Source organism: Pseudomonas guineae (genome assembly GCF_900113745.1).
GTDB classification, from domain to species: Bacteria; Pseudomonadota; Gammaproteobacteria; order Pseudomonadales; family Pseudomonadaceae; genus Aquipseudomonas; species Aquipseudomonas guineae.
In genome coordinates, this window is sequence record NZ_FOQL01000002.1 from 443,233 (window position 1) to 465,008 (window position 21,776).

The following is a 21,776-nucleotide window of genomic DNA, read 5'->3' on the forward strand; positions in this document are numbered from 1 at the left end:
GGCAGTGATATACTGCGCGCCTGACCAACAGGTCATAAGGCGTAGGTACCCCGAATAAGTGGATCGCGTCTTGAAACCGTCGAACTGCTACCGCGATTCAACGGCTCGATATGCTCAACACTCTACTGGTGCATCCAACATCACCGCGGCAAGACCTCGATTTCAGGCCCGATCATTCCTTGGGCTTTGGCGCTTATCTGCGCTTGTCGAGTGCTTATGTACGCTCAGCAAAGAAGAGAGTTAACTCTAAATGTCCACCCCTTCGAAGATCATTTATACCTTCACTGACGAAGCCCCAGCCCTTGCGACCTATTCGCTCCTACCTATTGTAGAAGCCTTCGCAGCCTCTGCTGGGATTGCCGTCGAAACACGCGACATCTCTCTTGCAGCGCGCATCCTCGCCAGTTTTGCTGACCAGCTGGGTGCCGATAAGCAGATCGATGATGATCTAGCCAAGCTGGCAATTTTGGCAACTTCACCTGAAGCCAACATTATTAAGTTGCCTAACATCAGTGCCTCGGTGCCACAGCTGAAAGGTGCCATCGCCGAGCTTCAGGCTCAGGGCTTTGACATCCCGAATTTCCCTGAAGACCCGAAAACAGACGCTGAGAAAGAAGCCCGTGCGCGCTACAGCAAAGTGCTCGGCAGCGCGGTCAACCCGGTGCTGCGTGAAGGCAACTCCGACCGTCGCGCACCGGCCGCGGTAAAAGCTTTTGTGCGTAAACACCCGCATTCAATGGGTCAATGGAGCATGGCATCGCAGTCACACGCCGACTATATGCGCGGCGGTGACTTCTTCTCCAGCGAGCAGTCGATCACCATGGCCAAAGCCGGTGACGTGCGCATTGAGTTCGTGGGTAAAGACGGCAAGGTCGAGATCAAGAAGCAGCTCACCCTGCAAGAAGGCGAAGTTTTCGACAGCATGTACATGAGCTGCCGCCAGCTGCGCGACTTCTTCGAAAAGACCCTGCAAGACTGCAAGGACACTGGCGTGATGTGGTCCCTGCACGTTAAAGCGACCATGATGAAGGTCTCCCACCCGATCGTCTTTGGTCACGCGGTCAGCGTGTATTACAAAGGCGTGTTCGACAAGTACGCCACCTTGTTCAACGAGCTGGGCGTAAACCCGAATAACGGCATCAGCAGTGTTTACGACAAGATCAAATCTCTGCCGACCTCACAGCAGGAAGAAATCCTCGACGATATTCATGCCTGCTACAGCGGTCGTCCAGAAATGGCCATGGTTGATTCCGTTAAAGGCATCACCAACCTGCACATCCCCAGTGACGTGATCGTTGACGCCTCGATGCCAGCGATGATCCGCAGCTCCGGGAAGATGTGGGGCAAAGACGGTAAGCTCAAGGACACCAAAGCGGTGATGCCGGAAAGCACCTACGCCCGCATTTACCAAGAAATGATTAACTTCTGCAAAACCAACGGCGCATTCGACCCCACCACCATGGGCAGCGTACCGAACGTTGGTCTGATGGCGCAGAAGGCTGAAGAGTACGGCTCCCACGACAAAACCTTCGAAATGACCGTCGACGGCAGCATGCGTGTCGTGCTGGCTGACGGCACGTTGCTCATGCAGCACGAAGTTGAAGCGGGTGATATCTGGCGCGCCTGCCAGACTAAAGATGCGCCTATCCGTGACTGGGTCAAGCTGGCCGTGACTCGCGCTCGCCAGTCCAACACACCGGCAATCTTCTGGCTCGACCCTGAGCGTGCGCACGATCGTGAGCTGCAGAAGAAGGTTGAAACTTATCTGCAGGATCACGACCTGACCGGCCTAGACATCCGCATGATGGATTACAACCAAGCCATCCGCGTGAGCATGGAGCGCCTGACTCGTGGCCTAGATACCATCTCGGTCACCGGTAACGTGTTGCGCGACTACCTGACTGACCTGTTCCCGATCATGGAGCTGGGGACTTCGGCGAAGATGCTGTCCATCGTTCCGCTGATGGCGGGCGGCGGCATGTATGAAACCGGTGCGGGCGGCTCTGCACCTAAGCACGTGCAACAGCTGACCGAAGAAAACCACCTGCGCTGGGATTCGCTGGGCGAGTTCTTGGCTCTGGCCGTGTCCCTGGAAGAAACCGGAATTAAGACCAACAACCCGAAAGCCAAGCTCCTGGGCACAACCCTGGACGCGGCGACCGGTAAGTTGCTCGACAGCAACAAGTCGCCTTCGCGCAAAACTGGTGAGTTGGACAACCGTGGTAGCCACTTCTACCTGGCGCTTTACTGGGCACAGGAGCTGGCGGCGCAGAGTGAAGACTTGGCGCTGCAGGCGCAGTTCGCACCCCTGGCAAAAAACCTAAGCGAGAATGAATCGGCTATCGTTGCCGAGCTCAGCGCGGTACAGGGCAAGCCAGTGGATATTGGTGGTTACTACCGCTCCAACCCGCAGCTGACCAGTCAGGTTATGCGCCCAAGCGCTACGTTCAACGCGGCCCTCGCTGCGCTTGCGTAACGTCTAATGCCCAACCTGTTATAACGCAGAAACCCCGGCCTTAGGCTGGGGTTTCTGCGTTATGCAGCCGGAAAATCACGTTATGATCGTCACTTTATCAGCAGGTCGAATTTATATGGATTGGCAGCCACATATCACCGTCGCCACCGTCATCGAAGACCAGGGGCGCTTCCTTTTGGTCGAAGAAATGGCGGAAGGTCGAGCCGTATTCAACCAGCCCGCCGGTCATCTGGACGCTAACGAGAGCCTGTTGCAGGCAGCCATTCGCGAAACCCTTGAGGAAACTGGCTGGGATGTCGAGCTGACAGGTGTGACGGGAATCTATCTGTACACCGCGCCGAGCAACGGCGTGACCTACCAACGCGTATGTTTTGCCGGCAAAGCGCTGCGTCATCATCCCGAGTACACACTGGATCACGGCATCATCGGCCCGTGCTGGCTAACGCGTGATGAGCTGGCGGCTCAACCTGAGCGCTGGCGCAGCGAGTTGGTAGTGCGCTGCATCGATGACTACCTGAGCGGGCACTGTTTTCCGCTGTCGTTGATCCGCGATTAACGGCCGAGCGCATCAGCCTGCTAGAATCGCTCTCTTTTTCGAAGCCGTGTCCAGTATCCCCATGCAAGAGCCAAGCACCCAACGCGTCATCGTCGGCATGTCCGGCGGCGTAGATTCCTCTGTTTCCGCCGTGCTCCTGCTCGAACAGGGCTATCAGGTCGAAGGCCTGTTCATGAAGAACTGGGACGAAGACGACGGCACCGACTACTGCACCGCCATGGACGATCTAGCGGATGCGCAGGCGGTGTGCGACAAGATTGGCATCACGCTGCACACTGCCAATTTCGCCGCCGAATACTGGGACAACGTGTTCGAGCACTTCCTGGCCGAATACAAGGCTGGGCGAACGCCCAACCCAGACATCCTGTGTAACCGCGAAATCAAGTTCAAGGCCTTCCTCGACTACGCCCTGATGCTCGGTGCCGACCTGATTGCCACCGGCCACTATGTGCGTCGCCGCGATATAGACGGCCGTACAGAGTTGCTCAAAGGCTTGGATCCTAATAAGGATCAGAGCTACTTCCTGCATGCCGTTGGCGGTGAGCAGATTGCTAAAACGCTGTTCCCCGTTGGCGAGCTGGAAAAACCTGCCGTGCGCGCCATTGCCGAAAAATACCAGCTGGCCACCGCGAAAAAGAAAGATTCCACCGGCATCTGCTTTATTGGTGAGCGGCGCTTCAGTGACTTCCTCAAGCAATACCTGCCGGCTCAGCCGGGCAACATCGAAACCACTGAAGGGGAGGTCATCGGCCGCCACCACGGTCTGATGTACCACACCATCGGTCAGCGCCAGGGCCTAGGTATTGGCGGCCTGAAAGATGCCAGCGATGAGCCTTGGTATGTGCTGCAGAAAGACCTGATACGCAACGTGCTGGTGGTTGGCCAAGGCAATCAGCACCCCTGGTTGTTTAGCCGCGCCCTGCTCGCTTCCGAGATCTACTGGGTCAATCCGATAGATTTAACCACCCCACGTCAGCTGACTGCCAAAGTGCGTTATCGCCAGAGCGATCAGGCCTGCACGCTGGAGCAAACCTCCAGCGGCTACCGCGCAACCTTTGTCGAACCGCAGCGCGCGGTTACGCCAGGGCAATCCGTGGTGTTTTACGACGGTGAAATCTGCCTAGCAGGCGGTGTGATTGAAGTGGCTGAGCCTTGGACCGCACGGGAGCAGCAGGCGTGAACCCTATACGTGAACAGTTGATCGCCCTCGGCGCTGTATTTGAGTCCGCCGTGCTGGTCGACACGCTGGCGCGTACTGGCCAGGTCAGCGAGCCTGGCGTGGCGTGCTTAATTAACAGCCTGCTGGTACGCGACCCAAAGAGTACGTTAGACGTGTATGGCGGCGATGATCTTAATTTACGCGAAGGTTACCGCGCATTGGTCGGTGCGCTGGAGCGCGACCCTGCCTGCCTGCAGCGCGACCCGCTGCGTTACGCTTTGGCCCTGACCTCGCTCGAACGTCAACTGAATAAGCGTGGCGATATGCTAGAGGTGATGGGCAGCCGTCTCGACCAGGTTCAACAGCAGGTTGAGCACTTCGGCCCGACCCATGAAAATGTGATCGCTAATTGCGGTGGCCTGTATCAGGACACCATCAGCACGTTCCGCCAGCGCATTCAGGTGCAAGGCGACATGCGTCACCTGCAGCAAGCCAACAATGCCGCAAAAATCCGCGCACTGCTGCTCGCTGGCATTCGCTCCGCGCGTTTGTGGCGTCAGCTGGGCGGCCATCGCTGGCAGATGGTGTTCAGCCGCAGCAAGTTGCTCAAAGAGCTCTACCTGCTGCTGCGCGGCTGAACATGACCACGCGCCTGGTCAAGCCTTTACAAGGCGCGGCATTGCTGGCGCTTTCGGCGCTGCTGTTTTCGCTGATGGGGGTCGCTATCCGCGAGGTCTCCGTCAGCGTCAACAACGAGTCGGTGGTGTTCTTTCGCAACCTGGTCGGCGTGCTGTTCTTTCTGCCGCTGATCCTGCTCAGGGGCGTGCAACCGCTTAAGACCACGCGCTTAAAATCGCACCTGTGGCGCACCACCTATGGCCTGGCCGCGATGTATTGCTTCTTCTATGCCATTGCCCACCTGCCTCTAGCCGACGCCATGCTATTCACTTACTCAGCACCGGTGTTTACTCCAATAATCGCCTGGTGGTGGCTAAAAGAACCGCTGACTAAGCGCATGCTACTGACCGCCGGTATTGGTTTTATTGGAGTGCTGCTGGTGGCCAAACCATCTGCCGCACTGCTGGACAGCCAAGCATTGATAGGCTTCGCCGCCAGTATCCTAGCCGCATTCGCCTTTGTCTCGATTCGTGAAATGAGCGACACCGAGCCAGCCTTTCGTATCGTCTTCTACTTCTCATTGTTCAGTGCGCTGATCTCCGCTATCCCTTTGACTTGGGCATGGCAACCCATGGACCAGCATGAACTGCAGCTGTTACTGGTGATCGGCCTACTGGCCACTGCCAGTCAAATCATTATGTCCAAGGCTTACGGCCTGGCACCGCCTGGCCTAATCGGCCCCTTTGCCTACTTGGCGATCGTATTTGCCGGAGTGATTGCCTGGCTGCGTTGGGGCGAAACCCCTGACCTGACCTCACTGTTTGGCGCAGCACTGATTTTCAGTGCCAGCCTGTTATCCATTACGCGGCGCAAACGCGGCTGAACGGTAGCAAGCAAGCACAATTTAGCCGGCGATTTCATGTATGATATGCGCCCTTTTCAATGCCCGATTGTCCGAGAACGCCTCCCCATGCAGCTTTCCTCGCTCACCGCGGTTTCCCCCGTTGATGGCCGTTACGCCGGCAAAACCAGCGCTCTGCGCCCTATTTTCAGCGAATACGGCCTGATCCGTTTCCGTGTGATGGTTGAAGTGCGCTGGCTACAACGCCTCGCCGCCCACGAAGGTGTGACCGAGGTTGCGCCCTTCTCCGCCGAAGCACAGGCCATCCTCAACGAACTGGCGGATAACTTCGCCGTTGAGCATGCTGAGCGCGTCAAAGAAATTGAGCGCACCACCAACCACGACGTTAAAGCCGTGGAGTACCTGCTCAAGGAACAAGCGGCCAAGCTGCCTGAGCTGGACAAGGTCAGTGAGTTCATCCACTTCGCCTGCACCAGCGAGGACATCAACAACCTGTCCCACGCCCTGATGCTGCGCGCGGGTCGTGATGACGTGTTGCTGCCGCTGATGCGCCAGACCGCCGAAGCCATCCGTGAGCTGGCGGTGAAGTTCGCCGACGTACCAATGCTCTCGCGCACCCACGGTCAGCCGGCCTCACCGACTACCTTGGGTAAAGAATTGGCCAACGTTGTCTATCGCCTGGAGCGGCAGATTGCCCAAGTGGCCGCCGTGCCATTGCTGGGCAAGATCAACGGCGCCGTAGGCAACTACAACGCTCACCTGTCGGCCTACCCGCAGATCGACTGGGAGGCCAACGCCAAGCAGTTCATCGAAGGTGATTTGGGTTTGCAGTTCAACCCTTACACCACACAGATCGAGCCGCACGACTACATCGCCGAGCTGTTCGATGGCATCGCGCGCTTCAATACCATCCTGATCGACTTCGATCGCGATATCTGGGGCTACATCTCCCTGGGCTATTTCAAGCAGCGCACCATTGCCGGCGAAATCGGTTCCTCGACGATGCCGCACAAGGTCAACCCGATCGACTTCGAGAACTCCGAAGGCAACCTGGGTATCGCCAACGCACTGTTCCAGCACCTGGCTAGCAAGCTGCCAATCTCGCGCTGGCAGCGTGACCTGACCGACTCCACCGTGCTGCGCAACCTCGGCGTGGGTTTCGCCCACAGCGTGATCGCCTACGAGGCCAGCCTCAAGGGCATCAGTAAGCTGGAGCTGAACGAAGCCCGTATCGCCGCTGACCTGGATGCATGCTGGGAAGTCCTCGCTGAGCCGATCCAAACGGTAATGCGCCGCTATGCTATCGAGAACCCCTACGAGAAGCTCAAAGAGCTGACCCGTGGCAAAGGCATCAGCTCAGAAGCGCTGCAAACCTTTATTGACGGCCTGGACATGCCCGCCGCCGCTAAGGCCGAACTCAAGCTGCTGACCCCTGCTAATTACATTGGCAACGCAGTCGCCCAGGCAAAGCGCATCTAAATAGCAACAGCCACCCAGACGCCCGGCTGCGCCGGGCGTTTTTATTTATGGGTATTCAATTACTTCAAGGGCTTAGCGATGAATTCTGATACTCCACTTCAACTGCTGGGCGGCCTGACTGCGCGCGAGTTCATGCGCGACTACTGGCAGAAAAAACCCTTGCTGGTCCGCCAGGCCATCCCAGGTTTCGAGAGTCCAATCTCCCCGGATGAACTGGCCGGCTTAGCGCTGGAAGAGGAAATCGAATCGCGCCTGGTCATCGAGCACGGCGAGCGCCCCTGGGAGCTGCGTCGTGGCCCTTTCGCGGAAGATGCCTTCGCCGAGCTGCCGGAGCGCGACTGGACCCTGCTGGTGCAGGCTGTCGATCAGTTCGTCCCAGAAGTGGCTGAACTGCTGGAAGAATTCAAATTTCTGCCCAAGTGGCGCATCGACGATGTGATGGTCAGCTTTGCCGCACCTGGCGGCGGGGTGGGCCCGCATTTCGATAATTACGATGTATTTCTGCTGCAAGGCTTTGGCACGCGGCGCTGGCAGGTTGGCCAGGTGTGCGATTCCGATAGCCCGATGCTGCAACACGCGGATCTGAAGATCCTCGCTGAATTCGTTAAAACTGAAGAATGGGTGCTGGAACCCGGCGACATGCTCTACCTGCCGCCGCTTCTGGCCCACTGTGGTACCGCTGAGGATGACTGTATGACGTATTCCGTAGGCTTCCGTGCGCCAAGCGCCGCTGAAGTTCTGACCCATTTCACTGACTTTCTCGGCCAGTTCCTGCCCGATGAAGAGCGCTACAGCGACGCCGACGCACAGCCGACCAGCGACCCGACGCAGATTCAACGCGACGCCTTGGACCGCCTCAAAGCCCTACTCACTGAGCACATGAGCGATGAGCGCCTGTTAATGACCTGGTTCGGCCAGTTTATGACTGAGCCGCGTTATCCAGAGCTGATCGCCGGTATCGAGATCGACGAAGAAGCGTTCCTCGCCAGCCTGGAAGATGGCGCCGTGATGATCCGTAACCCCAGCGCACGCATGGCCTGGTCAGAAGTCGGCGACGATCTGGTGTTGTTTGCCAGCGGCCAGAGCCGCTTGTTTTCAGCCAGCCTGCGTGACCTGCTGAAGCTGGTGTGCGCAGCCGACGCCCTGCATATCGACAACCTAGGCCCGTGGCTCGCCAATGATGAAGGGCGTAACCTGCTGGTTGAACTGGTCAAGCAAGGCAGCTTGGAGTTTGCTGATGAGTGAGATACACGTTCGCTTAGCCGACTGGCAAAAGGATAACGCTGACCTGCGGCGCATTCGTGAAACTGTGTTTATTGCGGAACAAGCGGTGCCACCCGAGCTCGAATGGGATGCCGAAGATGCTGATGCTGCGCATTTCCTTGCCCTGGAAGGTGACTACCCAATCGGTACGGCGCGTCTGCTGCCGGACGGCCATATTGGTCGGGTATCGGTACTCAAGGACTGGCGCGGTCTGAACGTCGGTGTAGCGCTGATCCAGGCTGTAATCGAAACAGCGGAACAGCGCGGTCTGACGCAACAAATCCTCAGCGCCCAAGTGCATGCCACCGCCTTTTATGAAAAGCTCGGGTTTGCCATCGTCAGCGGTGAATACCTTGAAGCTGGCATCCCCCACGTGGATATGGTGCGTAGCAGCGCCTAGAGGCCAATATGAACGACGAAAACGCCCCGAGTGAACCAACCGAACGCACCGAGCCCATAGAGCTTCCTGCTATCGAGTTTCAATCACCGGGGCGTTTTGCTGTGCATAATCCTGCCAGCCACAGCTCGGATAGCCCGCGAGCAGAGCCGGCGCCGTTTATGCTCGGCGCACACCCGACGCTGGAACGCTTCAGCCAGCCTGAGCAAGCCCGCGCTCATGCATTGGCCATGCTGCAGCAAGCCCAGCGCAGCCTGTGCATCTATAGCCATGACCTAGAGCCTTGGTTGTATCACCACAGCAGCGTACAAGACGCCTGCACCCGTTTTCTTTTAGCCAGCCCGCGTAATCAGCTGCGTATTTTGTTGCGTGATCCCAGCCGCCCCGTGAAGGAAGGTCACCGTCTGCTCAGCCTTTCGCGCCGGCTGTCGAGCAACCTGCAGATCCGCAAACTGCACCCGGATTACCCTAATGAGGCGCTGGCGTTTCTCCTGGCCGATGACCGCGGTGTACTGTTACTGCCCGAAGTTGGCCAAGCCAGCGGCTATGCGCTGTACCAAGACCCTGGCCGCAACCGCCAACGACGCGCACAGTTTGATCAAGCCTGGGACACCAGCATTACTGACGCTGATTTACGGAGTTTTCTGCTATGAAGGTTCGTGCCCTGCTCGCCGCTGCGCTGTTCAGTTGCAGCCTGTCGCTGAGTGCTGCTACCGAAGTCATCCCGCTTAGCTTCCGTACGGCCGACGAAGTGCTGGACGTGGTGCAGTCGACACTCGGCCAAGAGGGCAAGGTCAATGCTTATGGCAATCAACTTATCGTCAATGCCGAACCAGCGAAAATTGCCGAGGTGCGCGCGCTGCTGCTGCAACTCGACACGGAACCGCGGCGTCTGCTGATCAGTGTCGACAGCGATGAGTCTGGTTACCAAAGCGACCGTGGTTATAAGGCAGATGGCAGTATCAGCGCTGGCAATGCTGAAATTCAGATCGGCCAGGGTGAAATCAACGGCCGCGATCAGGTGCGCATCATTCGCCGCAGTACCGATAGCCGCAGCGGTGGTACTCAGCAGGTGCAGGCCACTGAGGGTTATCCCGCGCTGATTCAAGTCGGTCAGAGCGTGCCACTAACCACTCGCGGGCGTGATGCGTACGGCCAGCCTTACAGCAACACCCAGTACCGCAATGTCACCCGCGGTTTCTACGTCACCGCCAGCCTCAGCGGTGAGCGTGTGCATATCAATATCAGCAGTAACCGTGACCGCCTTAGCCAGTCACAACCCGGCGCTATTGATGTGCAAAGCACTGATACGCGAGTCATCGGTCGCCTGGGCGAATGGATCAACATTGGTGGCGTTAGCGAGCAGAGCCAAGGCAGTCAGGCTGACTTCCTCCAGCATCGCTCAACCCAAGGACGTGAAGACATGAGCATTCGCGTCAAAGTCGACGTAGTCAACTGACCCTTCCGAACCCACAAGCAACAGTGCTTGTTGCTTGTGGTCATCAGGCCGCTCCACCCTTGCTGGCAAAGAACGCTCCAGGCACCGAGATAAACGCTGCGATCCGCCGAATAGAGCCATATACGCTGACTTATCAGTCGCCTGTAGATTTATGTAGTAGTCACACAAAAAGCACTACAAAATAATTGACGAAGCCTTTGGGCGAAGGCATGATGGCCCCGCTCCCGCTAATCAGAGGTGCTGAAAAGCCCTCCGAATCGCGCTCCAACTTACCGTGAGAGCCGATTTGCGTTGTAAAGCCCACAAGGCCGTTCGATGAGATTGCGACTGGAACGAAGTTGTCCTGAGGGACGGGGAAGCGTTAAGCCGCAGCACGCATCGAGCACAGTAAGTTGAGTCGTCTAACGGCATCTTTGATCCGCTAAACGCCAAATGACTTAGTCATTTGCAACCACTGAAGCCAGCGCACTGTCAGCTCGTCACCCTCCTCCCGGATCAATTCCGCCTCACGTCGATATCTCAACGTTCTGCAGTTGGCTACAACGACCTCCGGCTACACAGGTGTGCAGTGGGGAAGTCGGTGCTCAACCAAACACATACTTTGAAGGATTGACCATGTCAGCTTATCAAAACGACATCAAAGCCGTTGCCGCCCTTAAAGCTGCTGCAGGCAGCAGCTGGAGCGCCATTGACCCTGAGTCCGTGGCCCGTATGCGCGCTCAGAACCGCTTCAAAACCGGTCTGGAAATCGCTCAGTACACTGCTGACATCATGCGTAAAGACATGGTCGAGTACGACGCTGACTCCTCCGTTTACACGCAGTCGCTGGGTTGCTGGCACGGCTTCATCGGTCAGCAGAAGCTGATTTCGATCAAGAAGCACCTGAAGACCACCAACAAGCGCTACCTCTACCTGTCGGGCTGGATGGTTGCTGCTCTGCGTTCGGATTTCGGTCCGCTGCCAGACCAGTCCATGCACGAGAAAACTTCGGTTTCCGGCCTGATCGAAGAGCTGTACACCTTCCTGCGCCAGGCTGATGCCCGCGAACTGGACCTGCTGTTCTCCGCGCTAGACGCTGCCCGCGCTGCTGGCGACAACGCCAAAGCCGCTGACCTGCAGAACCAGATCGACAACTACGAAACCCACGTAGTGCCAATTATCGCTGACATCGACGCTGGTTTCGGTAACCCAGAAGCCACCTATCTGTTGGCCAAGCGCATGATCGAAGCAGGCGCTTGCTGCATCCAGATCGAAAACCAGGTATCTGACGAGAAGCAGTGCGGTCACCAGGACGGTAAAGTAACCGTTCCTCACGCCGACTTTATCGCCAAGATCAACGCTGTTCGTTACGCGTTCCTTGAGCTGGGCATCGACAACGGCGTGATCGTTGCACGTACCGACTCCCTGGGTGCTGGCCTGACCAAGCAAATCGCCGTGACTAAAGAGCCTGGCGATCTGGGCGACCAGTACAACTCCTTCCTTGATTGCGAAGAAGTCTCTGCTGCTGACATGCAGAACGGCGACGTTGTAATCAACCGTGGCGGTAAGCTGCTGCGTCCTAAGCGTCTGCCTTCCAACCTGTTCCAGTTCCGCGCTGGCACCGGCGAAGCGCGTTGCGTACTGGACAGCATCACCTCGCTGCAGAACGGCGCTGATATGCTGTGGATCGAAACCGAGAAGCCACACGTCGGCCAGATCGCAGAAATGGTTAACGAAATCCGTAAAACCATCCCGAACGCCAAGCTGGTTTACAACAACAGCCCATCGTTCAACTGGACCCTGAACTTCCGTCAGCAGGCTTACGACAACCTCGCTGCCGCCGGTAAAGACGTTTCCGCTTACGACCGCGCCAAGCTGATGAGTGTTGATTACGACACCACCGAACTGGCTCAGATTGCAGACGAAAGCATCCGCACCTTCCAGCGCGACGCTTCTGCTCAGGCCGGTATCTTCCACCACCTGATCACCCTGCCGACTTACCACACCGCCGCGCTGTCAACCGACAACTTGGCCAAAGGATACTTCGCTGACCAGGGCATGCTGGCCTACGTGAAAGGCGTTCAGCGCGAGGAGATCCGTCAAGGTATCGCCTGCGTTAAGCACCAGAACATGTCCGGTTCCGACCTGGGCGATGCGCACAAAGAGTACTTCGCTGGCGAAGCGGCTCTGAAGGCCGGCGGTAAAGACAACACCATGAATCAGTTCAGCTAAGAACCGGTTCACTCACACTCAGCTGAGGCCACGATCAAGGTTGAGTGTGTAGAAAAAACCCCAGCAGAAATGCTGGGGTTTTTTTATGCGTGCGGTTTTACCCCATTCAACATCAACCTGCCTCACTGCTGCCACGTGAAAACTGCCAGTAGCGCTGAGGCCGGTATGCCATCGCTATAACCCCACAGCAGGCGCACGGTATAAGGGATGGCGCTGCTGGCTAGGCCTACGATGAGCCTGAGAGTCGCCCATGCAAGTTGCTGCGAGCTGACAGCTGCGAGGTTGATGGCTCACGCAGGGGGTCAGCAGGCCAACACTGGCCACTGTCAGCGCAAATAAAAATGGGGCTACCGATTTATCGGTAGCCCCATTTAAAGACTAAGAGCCTGACGCTGTAACACAGCGGATAAGCGCTCGGTCAAAGCACCATGGCAGCGACCCAACCGAATACCAGCAGTGGCAGGTTGTAGTGCAGGAAGGTCGGCACCACGCTGTCCCAGATATGATTGTGTTGACCGTCGACGTTGAGACCGGCAGTTGGGCCCAAGGTCGAATCAGACGCGGGCGAGCCAGCGTCGCCAAGCGCGCCTGCGGTGCCAACGATGCACAAAATGGCCAGTGGGCTGAAGCCCAACTGTAGCCCCAGCGGTACGAAAATCGCGGCGATAATAGGTATGGTAGAGAACGATGAGCCGATGCCCATGGTCACCAACAGACCGACCAGCAGCATCAGCAGCGCGCCCAGAGCCTTGTCGTGGCCAATCAGCTCAGCCGCGCTTTCGACCAGACTTTTGACGTCGCCAGTGGCTTTCATCACTTCGGCAAATCCGGCCGCAGCGATCATGATAAAGCCGATCATGGCCATCATCTTCATGCCCTCGGTAAACAGGCCGTCTGCCTCTTTCCAGCGCACCACGCCTGATACCGAGAAGATAATGAAGCCAACCAGCGCGCCAATGATCATCGAGTCCAACCACAGCTGCACAACAAAGGCTGCCGCAATCGCCGCGCCAGCCACCAGCAGGCTCAACGGGTTGTAGGCCACATCCACGCGCTCGGCCTGCTCTATCTTGCTCAGGTCATAAACGCGCTTTTTGCGGTAGCTGAACAGTACGGCGATCAGCAAACCACAGAGCATTCCCAGCGCGGGGATTGCCATAGCTTTGGTCACTTGCAAGCCGCTGGTATCAACGCCGCCACTGGCCACATTGGCCAGGAGGATGTCATTGAGGAAAATACCGCCAAAACCTACCGGCAAAAACATGTAGGGCGTGATCAAACCAAACGTCAACACACAGGCGATCAAGCGGCGGTCGAGCTGCAGCTTGCTCAATACATACAGCAGCGGCGGCACCAGTAACGGGATAAAGGCGATATGAATCGGCAGGATGTTCTGCGAAGAAATCGCCACAACAAGGAGTAGAGCGATCAACAGCCACTTGAGCAGCCCGGCACTTTTAGTGTCCTGTTTACCAACCATCGCCAAGGCTTTGTCTGCCAACGCGTGGGCCAAGCCAGATTTGGCAATCGCCACGGCAAAGGCACCCAGCAAGGCGTAGGACAATGCCACCTTCGCACCGCCGCCTAGGCCATTGTGAAAGGCCGTCAGCGAACCCTCAAGACCCAAACCACCGAGCAGGCCACCTGCTAGTGCACCCACTATTAAAGCTACAACCACATGCACGCGGCACAAGCTGAGGATCAGCATGATCCCCACTGCCGCAACGACTGCGTTCATCGATTTACTCCCGCTTTTAAATAGGTCCGCAAAGGTTTCAACCTTCGACGGATGCTGCGCCGGCGTGGCGAAGGGCGCGTACTCTGCACAATGCTGAACGAGCTGTCAAAACAGCTGTAAATTATTTTATACGCGGTGTAGCTAATTCGATTACCCTGGGCGCCAAAAGGCTGTACTGGCCTGTAACTTGCTGTGCTTTAGTTAATGTAAAACTTAAAGAAAAGTGCCTAAGCGCCGATAGGCGCTCTAAGCCTCCGTCATAAAAGGTCCTGAAAATGCTGTTCAGCCGACTCTCTATCCAGTTGAAGATCACCCTGCTGGCGGGCTTGTGCTTGCTGGCCATCGTTGCCGTATTGGTTTCGGCCTCGGTGATTCAGGCCTCACGCAGTGCCAGCCTGGTCAAGCAGGCCAGCTCGGCCATGCTGCAAGACTCCGCGCAATTGCGCATGGCGGCCCGCGGTGAGTCGCAGGCACTGCATATGCAGCGCTACTTTATGGATGCCTACCAATACGGGCGCAGTGCCGCCACTCAGGTGCTGTTTATTCGTGAACAGGCGGAAAAACGCTTTCTTGATGCCTTCGATCTTCGCGAAGACCTGACCCGACAAGTGCGCAGCGCTCTAGAGGCCAACCGCAGTTTGCTCGGCGTCTACGTGGCCTTCGAGCCGAACGCCTTGGACGGCAAGGATGAGCTGTTCGCTGATCAGGAAAGTCTTGGCAGTAACGATAAAGGGCGCTTCTCGATTTATTGGGCACAAGGTGAGAGTGGTGATTTGGTCTCCGAGACCATGACCGAAGAAAACCTCAACGACACAACCCCGGGTATTAGCGGTGCGCCCTACAACGCCTGGTACACCTGCCCGATTCAACAGAAGAAAGTTTGCCTGCTCGACCCTTATATCGATGACACCGATGGGGTGAAAACCCTGATGACCAGCATTGCCTTCCCCCTCGAACAGGCCGGCAAAGTCATTGGTGTGCTCGGGGTGGATATAGGCCTTGCCAGCTTGCAAGAACTAAGTAACACCGCCCATCAGGATCTATTTGATGGTGCAGGCCATGTCAGCATTATCAGCCCCGCCGGCTTAATGGCCGCACACAGTCGTGATAGCAGCCTGCTCGGTGGCAAGCTGGAAAAAGCCTTTAGCGATCAGCAGGGCGAAATGCTGCGCATGGTGGCCAACAATCGCCCAGAGGTGTTGCACCACAATGGCAACCTGCAGGTCCTGCAGCCGATTTTGCCGATTCCTGAATCGCAACCCTGGGGCGTGCTGATGGAGGTGCCTGAGGAGGTGCTGCTCGCGCGAGCAACTCAGCTAGAGGCTGAGATGGATAAAATGGGCACGCGCAGCACCGCCATTTCCCTAGGCCTGGGTCTGGCAGCGGGGATCGTCGGTATTCTACTTATTTGGTTGACGGCCTTGGGCGTAACCCGGCCTATCTTGGGCGTCGCGGCGATGTTGAAAGATATTGCCAGCGGTGAAGGTGATCTGACGCGCCGCCTGGAATATGCAAAGAAGGATGAGCTGGGCGAACTGGCCAGCTGGTTCAACCGCTTCCTCGACAAGCTGCAGCCAATCATTGCCGACGTTAAACACAGCGTTCAAGACGCCCGCAGCAAGGCCGACCAATCAGCGCTGATCGCCAGCCAAACCAGCGATGGTATGCAGCAGCAATACCGCGAGGTTGATCAGGTGGCCACCGCGTTCCAAGAAATGAGCGCCACCGCGCAAGATGTTGCACACAACGCCGCCCAGGCAGCCGAAGCTGCGCGTACCGCCGACCAAGCCAGCCGTGAAGGGATGGATGTGATCGGTAAGACCACCTCAAGTATCGAGTTGCTGGCCAATGAAATGAACGTCGCCATGCAGGAAGTCGAAGGCCTGGCGGATAGCAGCGAGAAAATCGGCTCGGTGCTTGAGGTCATCCGCTCGATTGCCGAACAGACCAACCTGCTGGCGCTAAACGCGGCGATAGAAGCCGCCCGCGCCGGTGAAGCCGGGCGCGGCTTTGCCGTGGTTGCCGATGAAGTGCGCAACCTGGCCAAACGCACGCAGGATTCAGTCGAGGAAATTCGCCAGGTGATCGAAGGCCTGCAAAGCGGCACCAAGGAAGTGGTCAGCACCATGCACAGCAGCCATCGTCAGGCCCAGGGCAGCGTCGAGCAGGTCGAAAAAGCTGTAGCCGTGCTGCAACGCATCAGTCAGGCCGTCAGTGTGATTACTGATATGAACCTACAGATTGCCAGCGCTGCCGAAGAGCAGAGTTCGGTGGCCGAGGAAATCAACCGTAACGTAGCGTCGATCCGTGATGTCACTGAGTCAATATCCTCCCAGGCCGATGAATCGGCAAAAATCAGCCAGGGCCTGAACACACTGGCCAACCATCAGCAGAGCCTGATGGATCAGTTTCGCGTCTAATCAGACGGGTTGCGCCCTTGTGACCCAGGCTGGCAATCGCTAGCCTGGGTGTTCATTTATGACCAACATTAAAGAGGTGCAGGATGCTCAATATCGCTTTAGTGGCCGGCTCCAGCCGCAATAACAGTCAATCGGGTAAGGTCGCCCGCTTCTTGCGCCAGCGTCTTATTCAGCTAGGGCATACCGACGATACGAAAAGTAAGGTCATTGATCTCGGTCTTGCGCCATTGCCGCTGTGGCCAGGTGAAGATAATGGCCCCTGGGGGCTTTACAGCAAGCAACTAGCCGCCGCCGATGCGCTGGTTATTCTCTCCCCGGAGTGGAACGGCATGGCTTGCCCGGCTATCAAGAACTTCTTTATCTATGCCAGCAAGGCTGAACTGGCGCACAAGCCTGGACTGCTAGTGGGCGTTTCGGCGGGCATTGGCGGAGCGTACCCAATCAGCGAATTGCGCGCCTCCAGCTATAAGAACTGCCGCCTTTGCTACCTACCTGAACACCTGATCGTACGTAACGTCGAAAGGGTACTGAACACCCCAGCACCGAGTAGCGAAGACGATCAGCGGCTGCATGCGCGCATCGATTATGCGCTGGATGTTCTGGTCAAGTACGCACACGCCCTGCAGCCTGTGCGCGCCAGCATCGACATGAGCAATCCGGAGTTTGCCAACGGCATGTGAAGCTTGCGTCGGGCGTATCTGACGGCCTCAGGTGCGCTTCAACGGCAACGTAACCCTAACCTGTAAACCGCCCAAGGGGCTTTGCGCCAACTGCACCTGTCCGGCCCAGGCATCGACGATATCGCGCACGATGCCTAAGCCCAGACCATGACCCGCAACGTGCTCATCCAGCCTGCTGCCGCGTTCGAGCACCTCTTCACGTTGCGCGGCGTCGATACCCGGCCCGTCGTCATCAATCAGTAATTGATAACCGTGCACCTGCCGGCTGATCTGCAGCTGCACCTGGCTGTCGGCCCATTTACAGGCGTTATCCAGCAGGTTGCCCAGCAGTTCCAACAAGTCTTCGCGGTCCCATGGTAGACGCAGCTCAGGGTCAGCCCGCCAATCTAGTTTCAGGTATTTGCCATGAATCATGACCAGCGTTGAGAAAAGCGCTGGCAGCTCACGGGTACAATCGAAATGTGCGCCAGGTAATACTTCGCCAGCCAGGCGTGCGCGACCTAGTTCGCGGGCGATGCGCTGCTCGATCTGTTGCAGTTGACCACTTAAGCTTTCGCGTAATTCGGGTAACGGCTTGAGTTCTTCACGTGCAGCTAGGCTGACCAGTACTGCAAGCGGCGTTTTCAAGGCATGGCCGAGGTTGCCCAGGGCGTGGCGTGAACGTTTAAGGGTATCTTCGGTATGCGCCAGCAGGTGGTTGACCTGCGCCACTAAAGGTTCCAATTCAAGCGGTACCTGCTGGTCGAGCTGACTGCGCTGGCCATGCTGCAGTTGGATAATCTGCAGGCGGATCTGCTCCAGCGTACGCAACGCGCGGCTGACGATCAATCGCTGCAGCAACAGAATTAACACCAGCGCGCCGCCACCCAACCCCAGGAAAATTTTCTGTACCTGGTTGAAGCTTTTGAGCATCGGCGTGTAATCGCGCGCCACATGCATCACAAACGATTGGCCATAGCGCTTATAGTCCGCGCGGTACACCAGCCACTGCTGGCCTTGCGGACCGTCGGCTAGCGCGTCCTGCAGTCCAGCGCGCTCAACCGGCTGCAATTCACGATCCCACAGCGAACGTGAACGCCAACTTTGCTCAGCCAGATCGATACGAAAATACAGACCAGAATAAGGTCGCTTAAACGCAGCACTCAGACGGCGCTCATCCAGTTGCAAACCATTAGGGCCGCGCACAATCGCGCCCAGAAGAGTTTGCGTTTCATCCTGCAGAGTTGCCTGTAAATAACTGCGCAGGCTACGGTCAAACAACCAAAGGCTACTTTGCGCCAGCAACAGGCCGACAATCAGCAATACGCTGATCAACCCCAGGCTTAAGCGCCGCTGAATCGACCTCAAGCAGCATCCCCACTGAAGCGATACCCCTGCCCACGCCGGGTTTCGATGATCTCGCGTCCCAATTTGCGCCGTAGATGGTTGACGTACACTTCGATGACATTTGAGTCACGTTCGCTCTCCCCGTCATACAGGTGCTCCGCCAAGTGGCTCTTCGACAGCAATTGTCCGGTATGCAGCATAAAGTAACGCAGCAAACGAAACTCGGCGGCCGTCAGCTGTACTTCTTGATCATGTCGTTTAACCGTTTGCCGGCCTTCATCCAACTGCAAACCCGCTGCTTCCAGCTGCGGCTGGTTGGCTAAACCGCGTGAGCGCCGCAACAGTGATTGAATGCGCAGTTGCAGTTCTTCTGGGTGGAAGGGTTTACTCAGGTAGTCATCCGCACCGGCCTTGAGCCCTTCGATGCGCTCAGCCCAGGAACCGCGGGCGGTGAGGATTAATACCGGTGTAACCAGCCCCCCGCTGCGCCATTCCTGCAACACCTGCAACCCCGGTTTGCCAGGCAGACCGAGGTCAAGAATGATCAGGTCATAAGGTTCGGTCGCGCCCTGATAGGCAGCATCACGACCATCGGCCAACCAGTCAACGGCATAGCCTTGACGGCTTAAGCTGGCCAGCAGCTCATCAGCCAGGGGTACATGGTCTTCAACTAGCAGTAGACGCATTCAGTCCTCGACCTCGTCTTTGAGCACTTCAGCGGTAATAGCGTGCAACTCTAATTCGCGCACAATGTTCTGCTCGGTTAACAGCTCGACTTCGTAGACCAGCACGCCGTCCTCTTCTTCCAGTTCAACGTCCAGCAAAACGGCGCCAGGGTGGCGTAGCAAGGCAATTTGCAATAACTGCTCAAGGGGCATAATCAGCCCCTCACGGCGCAGGCGTAAGGCTTCATCCTGATCCAAATCACGGGCGCTAATGCTGAGCGCCAATGTCAGCAGCAGGACAGCCAGGAGGGCGCGAGTCAGCCAAGCCGTAGTGGTCATCAATTGTCTCGTTGGTTCTTCAGCACTTGGGCGTTAGTGGCATCCAGTTCGACTTCCCAGCGCACGCCTTGTGCATCAAGGACGTCAACCTGGTAGATGTACCGACCGTATTCTTCTTCGAGCTCGGTGTCTTCGGTTTTGCTTCCTGGGTGCAAGGCTATTGCTGCAGCGTTGAGTTTCTCGAAGGTTTGGATGGTGCCGGCGTCACGTAGTTTGAGGGCTTCATCTGGGCCTAGGTCACGGGCTTGCACCAGACCAGCCGTTAGCATCAGGGCGGCAGCGACAAATACGGTAGTTAATATTTGCATGTTCAAGTTCCTTGTCACGTTGTCGTTCTGTGAAGTTCACGGTACGCCACGTGACTTAACTCAAGCTGAATAGGCTTAAAACACGATTTATTTTGAACCGTGCGCGCATCATTCACGCGCTGAAGTCGCTTGGTCTCAAAACCCAACGCTTTATAATCGCGGCCCTGCGCGATGGAGGCCAGCATGAGTGCGATAGTAATCAAGTCCCCAGCTCTAACGATCAAAGCCGGCAAACGCGCCCTCGCCCGCATTCGTGAGCAGGGCTTGCAACCGGCAGATGTCGGCATTCTGCCCGGTGCGGCAGGCGGGCCCAAAGCCCTGGGTATTCAAGGGTTGGACCTGGCCTTGTTTGGTGACTGGCTGCCCCGAGCCCCCCGTGAACGTTCACTAATTGGCGCGTCCATTGGTTCCTGGCGCTTCGCCAGTGCCTGCCTACCGGATGCAGCAGCCGGCCTGCGCCGTCTAGGCGAGTTGTATACCTCGCAACGCTTTGCCAAGGGGGTGAGCATGGCGCAGGTGTCGAGCAGCTGTAGCCTGATGCTGGAGCAGCTGCTCGGCAGTGACGAGGCCAGCATCCTCAGCAACCCGCACTACCGGCTTAACATTGTTGTGGTGAAAAGCCACGGCCTGCTGCAGCACGATCACCGTGGCGCACTGAGCCTGGGCTTGTCTTCGGTCATTGGCAGTAACCTGATGGGCCGAGCGCGTCTGGCTAAGCACTTTGAACGACTGATTCTGCACGATGCGCGTTCGGCCCCGCCGCTGGGTCCGCTGAGTGACTTTCCTTCGCGCTACTTGCAACTCGACAGCGGTAATTTGCGTCATGCACTGCTGGCCTCAGGCTCGATTCCGATGATCATGCAAGGGGTGCGCGATATTCCGGGCGCTGGCCCCGGCACCTACCGTGATGGCGGCCTCCTCGACTATCACCTCGACTTGCCTTACAGCGGCGAGGACATCGTGCTCTACCCACACTTCACCGACAAGGTCATCCCAGGCTGGTTCGACAAGGGCATGCCCTGGCGGCGCGGTGATGCTGGGCGGTTACAGGATGTTCTACTGCTCGCCCCTTCACGTGACTACCTGGCACGCCTGCCCCACGGCAAACTCCCCGACCGTAAGGATTTCAGCCGTTACCTGAACGATGACGCCGGCCGCGAACGCTATTGGCGCACGGCCATGAGCGAGAGCCAGCGACTGGGCGATGAGTTCCTCGAGCTGGTTGAAACCGGTCGTCTTAGCGATTGTCTTCAGCCGCTGTAAACGGGCCTGACCAAACTGAGCGTGCAGCGCTCATTAGTCACAGCACCGATAAAACGGCTGTTTATCGGACAGATACGTGCATTTTTTGGCCAAGATGTGACTTTACAGTCAACTTCGCTCATCAACAGCTATGACTGGCAAGCGAAACTACCGTTTGCTCTTGTGTATTTGGGATCACCTGGGAGAAACCGACCCCATGAACGCACCGCTGCGTTTTAACGAAGCCCTGTTGATTGCTGACCGTGCCTTTCAACCTTTCCAATGCGTGGCCTGGGCTCCGCAAGATGGCTCTGGCAACCTCAGCCTGAGTGTAATCGACCGTACCAGCACCCGTTTGCTCGGCCGTACCCAGCTTTCCAGCAGCATTTATAGCGACCCCGTGCAGTTTGCGGACATGCTCAAGCAGTCCCGTGAGCAACTCAGTCAGCAAGGCTTCACCTTGGAACCGTGGAGCATGCCCGAGTAATCCGCTATTCGCGTAAGGGCTCTGAATGCCTAATCGGCCTTTTCTTAAGCAGAGCCCTGGCTTGCCAGCGTATCGGCTAATGAGTGTGCGG

The 21,776-nt window shown here is 57.2% G+C and carries 19 protein-coding genes and 2 pseudogenes; 16 read left to right on the forward strand and 5 right to left on the reverse strand.

Features of this window, described 5'->3' with window-relative positions; genetic code table 11:
• Window positions 1-250 precede the first annotated feature (250 nt).
• The 11 genes from BMZ32_RS10780 to BMZ32_RS10830 all read left to right on the forward strand — a co-directional run bounded on the left by BMZ32_RS10780 (window position 251) and on the right by BMZ32_RS10830 (window position 12,480).
• Window positions 251-2,476, forward strand: a complete 2,226-nt coding sequence (locus tag BMZ32_RS10780) for an NADP-dependent isocitrate dehydrogenase (RefSeq protein ID WP_090241967.1) — start codon at window positions 251-253, stop codon at window positions 2,474-2,476.
• Window positions 2,477-2,591: 115 nt separating this feature from the next.
• Window positions 2,592-3,032, forward strand: coding sequence for an NUDIX hydrolase (locus BMZ32_RS10785; RefSeq protein WP_090241968.1), 441 nt, complete (start codon window positions 2,592-2,594; stop codon window positions 3,030-3,032).
• 61 nt (window positions 3,033-3,093) lie between these two features.
• Window positions 3,094-4,212: a tRNA 2-thiouridine(34) synthase MnmA gene (mnmA, locus tag BMZ32_RS10790; RefSeq protein WP_090241969.1), complete on the forward strand. Its 1,119-nt coding sequence runs from the start codon at window positions 3,094-3,096 to the stop codon at window positions 4,210-4,212.
• Window positions 4,209-4,829: a high frequency lysogenization protein HflD gene (gene hflD, locus BMZ32_RS10795; protein WP_090241970.1), complete on the forward strand. Its 621-nt coding sequence runs from the start codon at window positions 4,209-4,211 to the stop codon at window positions 4,827-4,829. Before mnmA ends, hflD begins: the two co-directional genes overlap by 4 nt.
• Window positions 4,830-4,831: 2 nt before the next feature.
• Window positions 4,832-5,692: a DMT family transporter gene (locus BMZ32_RS10800; protein WP_244153956.1), complete on the forward strand. Its 861-nt coding sequence runs from the start codon at window positions 4,832-4,834 to the stop codon at window positions 5,690-5,692.
• 87 nt (window positions 5,693-5,779) lie between these two features.
• Entirely contained in the window at window positions 5,780-7,150 is a 1,371-nt protein-coding gene (gene purB / locus BMZ32_RS10805; RefSeq protein ID WP_090241971.1) for an adenylosuccinate lyase, read from the forward strand.
• Window positions 7,151-7,228: 78 nt separating this feature from the next.
• Window positions 7,229-8,395, forward strand: a complete 1,167-nt coding sequence (locus BMZ32_RS10810) for a ribosomal protein uL16 3-hydroxylase (RefSeq protein WP_090241972.1) — start codon at window positions 7,229-7,231, stop codon at window positions 8,393-8,395.
• Entirely contained in the window at window positions 8,388-8,813 is a 426-nt protein-coding gene (locus BMZ32_RS10815; protein ID WP_090241973.1) for a GNAT family N-acetyltransferase, read from the forward strand. Before BMZ32_RS10810 ends, BMZ32_RS10815 begins: the two co-directional genes overlap by 8 nt.
• A gap of 8 nt (window positions 8,814-8,821) precedes the next feature.
• Window positions 8,822-9,463 (forward strand): DUF7931 domain-containing protein, encoded by a 642-nt coding sequence (locus BMZ32_RS10820; protein WP_090241974.1) that lies wholly within the window; start codon window positions 8,822-8,824, stop codon window positions 9,461-9,463.
• Complete coding sequence (locus BMZ32_RS10825; RefSeq protein ID WP_090241975.1) at window positions 9,460-10,269, forward strand: secretin N-terminal domain-containing protein; 810 nt, start codon at window positions 9,460-9,462, stop codon at window positions 10,267-10,269. Before BMZ32_RS10820 ends, BMZ32_RS10825 begins: the two co-directional genes overlap by 4 nt.
• Window positions 10,270-10,884: 615 nt before the next feature.
• Entirely contained in the window at window positions 10,885-12,480 is a 1,596-nt protein-coding gene (locus BMZ32_RS10830) for an isocitrate lyase (protein WP_090241976.1), read from the forward strand.
• A gap of 418 nt (window positions 12,481-12,898) precedes the next feature.
• Here BMZ32_RS10830 and BMZ32_RS10835 read toward each other — a convergent pair whose 3' ends face one another.
• Entirely contained in the window at window positions 12,899-14,218 is a 1,320-nt protein-coding gene (locus BMZ32_RS10835) for a Na+/H+ antiporter family protein (protein WP_090241977.1), read from the reverse strand.
• Between the two features lie 494 nt (window positions 14,219-14,712).
• Between BMZ32_RS10835 and BMZ32_RS19800 the strand changes: the two are divergent.
• The 3 genes and pseudogenes from BMZ32_RS19800 to BMZ32_RS10845 all read left to right on the forward strand — a co-directional run.
• Window positions 14,713-15,780, forward strand: a pseudogene (locus tag BMZ32_RS19800) (methyl-accepting chemotaxis protein); the annotation flags it as partial.
• Window positions 15,781-16,125: 345 nt separating this feature from the next.
• A pseudogene (locus BMZ32_RS19805) lies at window positions 16,126-16,638 on the forward strand (methyl-accepting chemotaxis protein); the annotation flags it as partial.
• Window positions 16,639-16,721: 83 nt separating this feature from the next.
• Complete coding sequence (locus tag BMZ32_RS10845) at window positions 16,722-17,318, forward strand: NADPH-dependent FMN reductase (protein WP_090241979.1); 597 nt, start codon at window positions 16,722-16,724, stop codon at window positions 17,316-17,318.
• 27 nt (window positions 17,319-17,345) lie between these two features.
• On the opposite strand, the gene BMZ32_RS10850 is transcribed toward BMZ32_RS10845, so the two are convergent.
• From BMZ32_RS10850 to BMZ32_RS10865, 4 genes are read right to left on the reverse strand one after another with little or no spacing between them, the layout of a single operon-like run.
• Entirely contained in the window at window positions 17,346-18,665 is a 1,320-nt protein-coding gene (locus BMZ32_RS10850) for a sensor histidine kinase (protein ID WP_090241980.1), read from the reverse strand.
• Window positions 18,662-19,330 (reverse strand): response regulator transcription factor, encoded by a 669-nt coding sequence (locus BMZ32_RS10855; protein WP_090241981.1) that lies wholly within the window; start codon window positions 19,328-19,330, stop codon window positions 18,662-18,664. Before BMZ32_RS10855 ends, BMZ32_RS10850 begins: the two co-directional genes overlap by 4 nt.
• Complete coding sequence (locus BMZ32_RS10860) at window positions 19,331-19,648, reverse strand: PepSY domain-containing protein (RefSeq protein ID WP_090241982.1); 318 nt, start codon at window positions 19,646-19,648, stop codon at window positions 19,331-19,333.
• Window positions 19,648-19,956 (reverse strand): PepSY domain-containing protein, encoded by a 309-nt coding sequence (locus BMZ32_RS10865; RefSeq protein ID WP_090241983.1) that lies wholly within the window; start codon window positions 19,954-19,956, stop codon window positions 19,648-19,650. Before BMZ32_RS10865 ends, BMZ32_RS10860 begins: the two co-directional genes overlap by 1 nt.
• A gap of 183 nt (window positions 19,957-20,139) precedes the next feature.
• On the opposite strand from BMZ32_RS10865, the gene BMZ32_RS10870 reads away from it, so the two are divergent.
• Window positions 20,140-21,219 (forward strand): patatin-like phospholipase domain-containing protein, encoded by a 1,080-nt coding sequence (locus BMZ32_RS10870; protein WP_090241984.1) that lies wholly within the window; start codon window positions 20,140-20,142, stop codon window positions 21,217-21,219.
• Window positions 21,220-21,415: 196 nt separating this feature from the next.
• A complete protein-coding gene (locus BMZ32_RS10875; protein WP_090241985.1) occupies window positions 21,416-21,685 on the forward strand; it encodes a hypothetical protein in 270 nt (89 codons plus the stop codon).
• Window positions 21,686-21,776 lie beyond the last annotated feature (91 nt).

Bases quoted from the DNA above. Each gene is read 5' to 3' on its own strand.
- BMZ32_RS10780 (WP_090241967.1), top strand. From the start codon at position 251: ATGTCCACCCCTTCGAAGATCATTTATACCTTCACTGACGAAGCCCCA.
- BMZ32_RS10785 (WP_090241968.1), top strand. From the start codon at position 2,592: ATGGATTGGCAGCCACATATCACCGTCGCCACCGTCATCGAAGACCAG.
- mnmA (WP_090241969.1), top strand. From the start codon at position 3,094: ATGCAAGAGCCAAGCACCCAACGCGTCATCGTCGGCATGTCCGGCGGC.
- BMZ32_RS10800 (WP_244153956.1), top strand. From the start codon at position 4,832: ATGACCACGCGCCTGGTCAAGCCTTTACAAGGCGCGGCATTGCTGGCG.
- purB (WP_090241971.1), top strand. From the start codon at position 5,780: ATGCAGCTTTCCTCGCTCACCGCGGTTTCCCCCGTTGATGGCCGTTAC.
- BMZ32_RS10810 (WP_090241972.1), top strand. From the start codon at position 7,229: ATGAATTCTGATACTCCACTTCAACTGCTGGGCGGCCTGACTGCGCGC.
- BMZ32_RS10815 (WP_090241973.1), top strand. From the start codon at position 8,388: ATGAGTGAGATACACGTTCGCTTAGCCGACTGGCAAAAGGATAACGCT.
- BMZ32_RS10820 (WP_090241974.1), top strand. From the start codon at position 8,822: ATGAACGACGAAAACGCCCCGAGTGAACCAACCGAACGCACCGAGCCC.
- BMZ32_RS10825 (WP_090241975.1), top strand. From the start codon at position 9,460: ATGAAGGTTCGTGCCCTGCTCGCCGCTGCGCTGTTCAGTTGCAGCCTG.
- BMZ32_RS10830 (WP_090241976.1), top strand. From the start codon at position 10,885: ATGTCAGCTTATCAAAACGACATCAAAGCCGTTGCCGCCCTTAAAGCT.
- BMZ32_RS10835 (WP_090241977.1), bottom strand. From the start codon at position 14,218: ATGAACGCAGTCGTTGCGGCAGTGGGGATCATGCTGATCCTCAGCTTG.
- BMZ32_RS10845 (WP_090241979.1), top strand. From the start codon at position 16,722: ATGCTCAATATCGCTTTAGTGGCCGGCTCCAGCCGCAATAACAGTCAA.
- BMZ32_RS10855 (WP_090241981.1), bottom strand. From the start codon at position 19,330: ATGCGTCTACTGCTAGTTGAAGACCATGTACCCCTGGCTGATGAGCTG.
- BMZ32_RS10860 (WP_090241982.1), bottom strand. From the start codon at position 19,648: ATGACCACTACGGCTTGGCTGACTCGCGCCCTCCTGGCTGTCCTGCTG.
- BMZ32_RS10865 (WP_090241983.1), bottom strand. From the start codon at position 19,956: ATGCAAATATTAACTACCGTATTTGTCGCTGCCGCCCTGATGCTAACG.
- BMZ32_RS10870 (WP_090241984.1), top strand. From the start codon at position 20,140: ATGAGTGCGATAGTAATCAAGTCCCCAGCTCTAACGATCAAAGCCGGC.
- BMZ32_RS10875 (WP_090241985.1), top strand. From the start codon at position 21,416: ATGAACGCACCGCTGCGTTTTAACGAAGCCCTGTTGATTGCTGACCGT.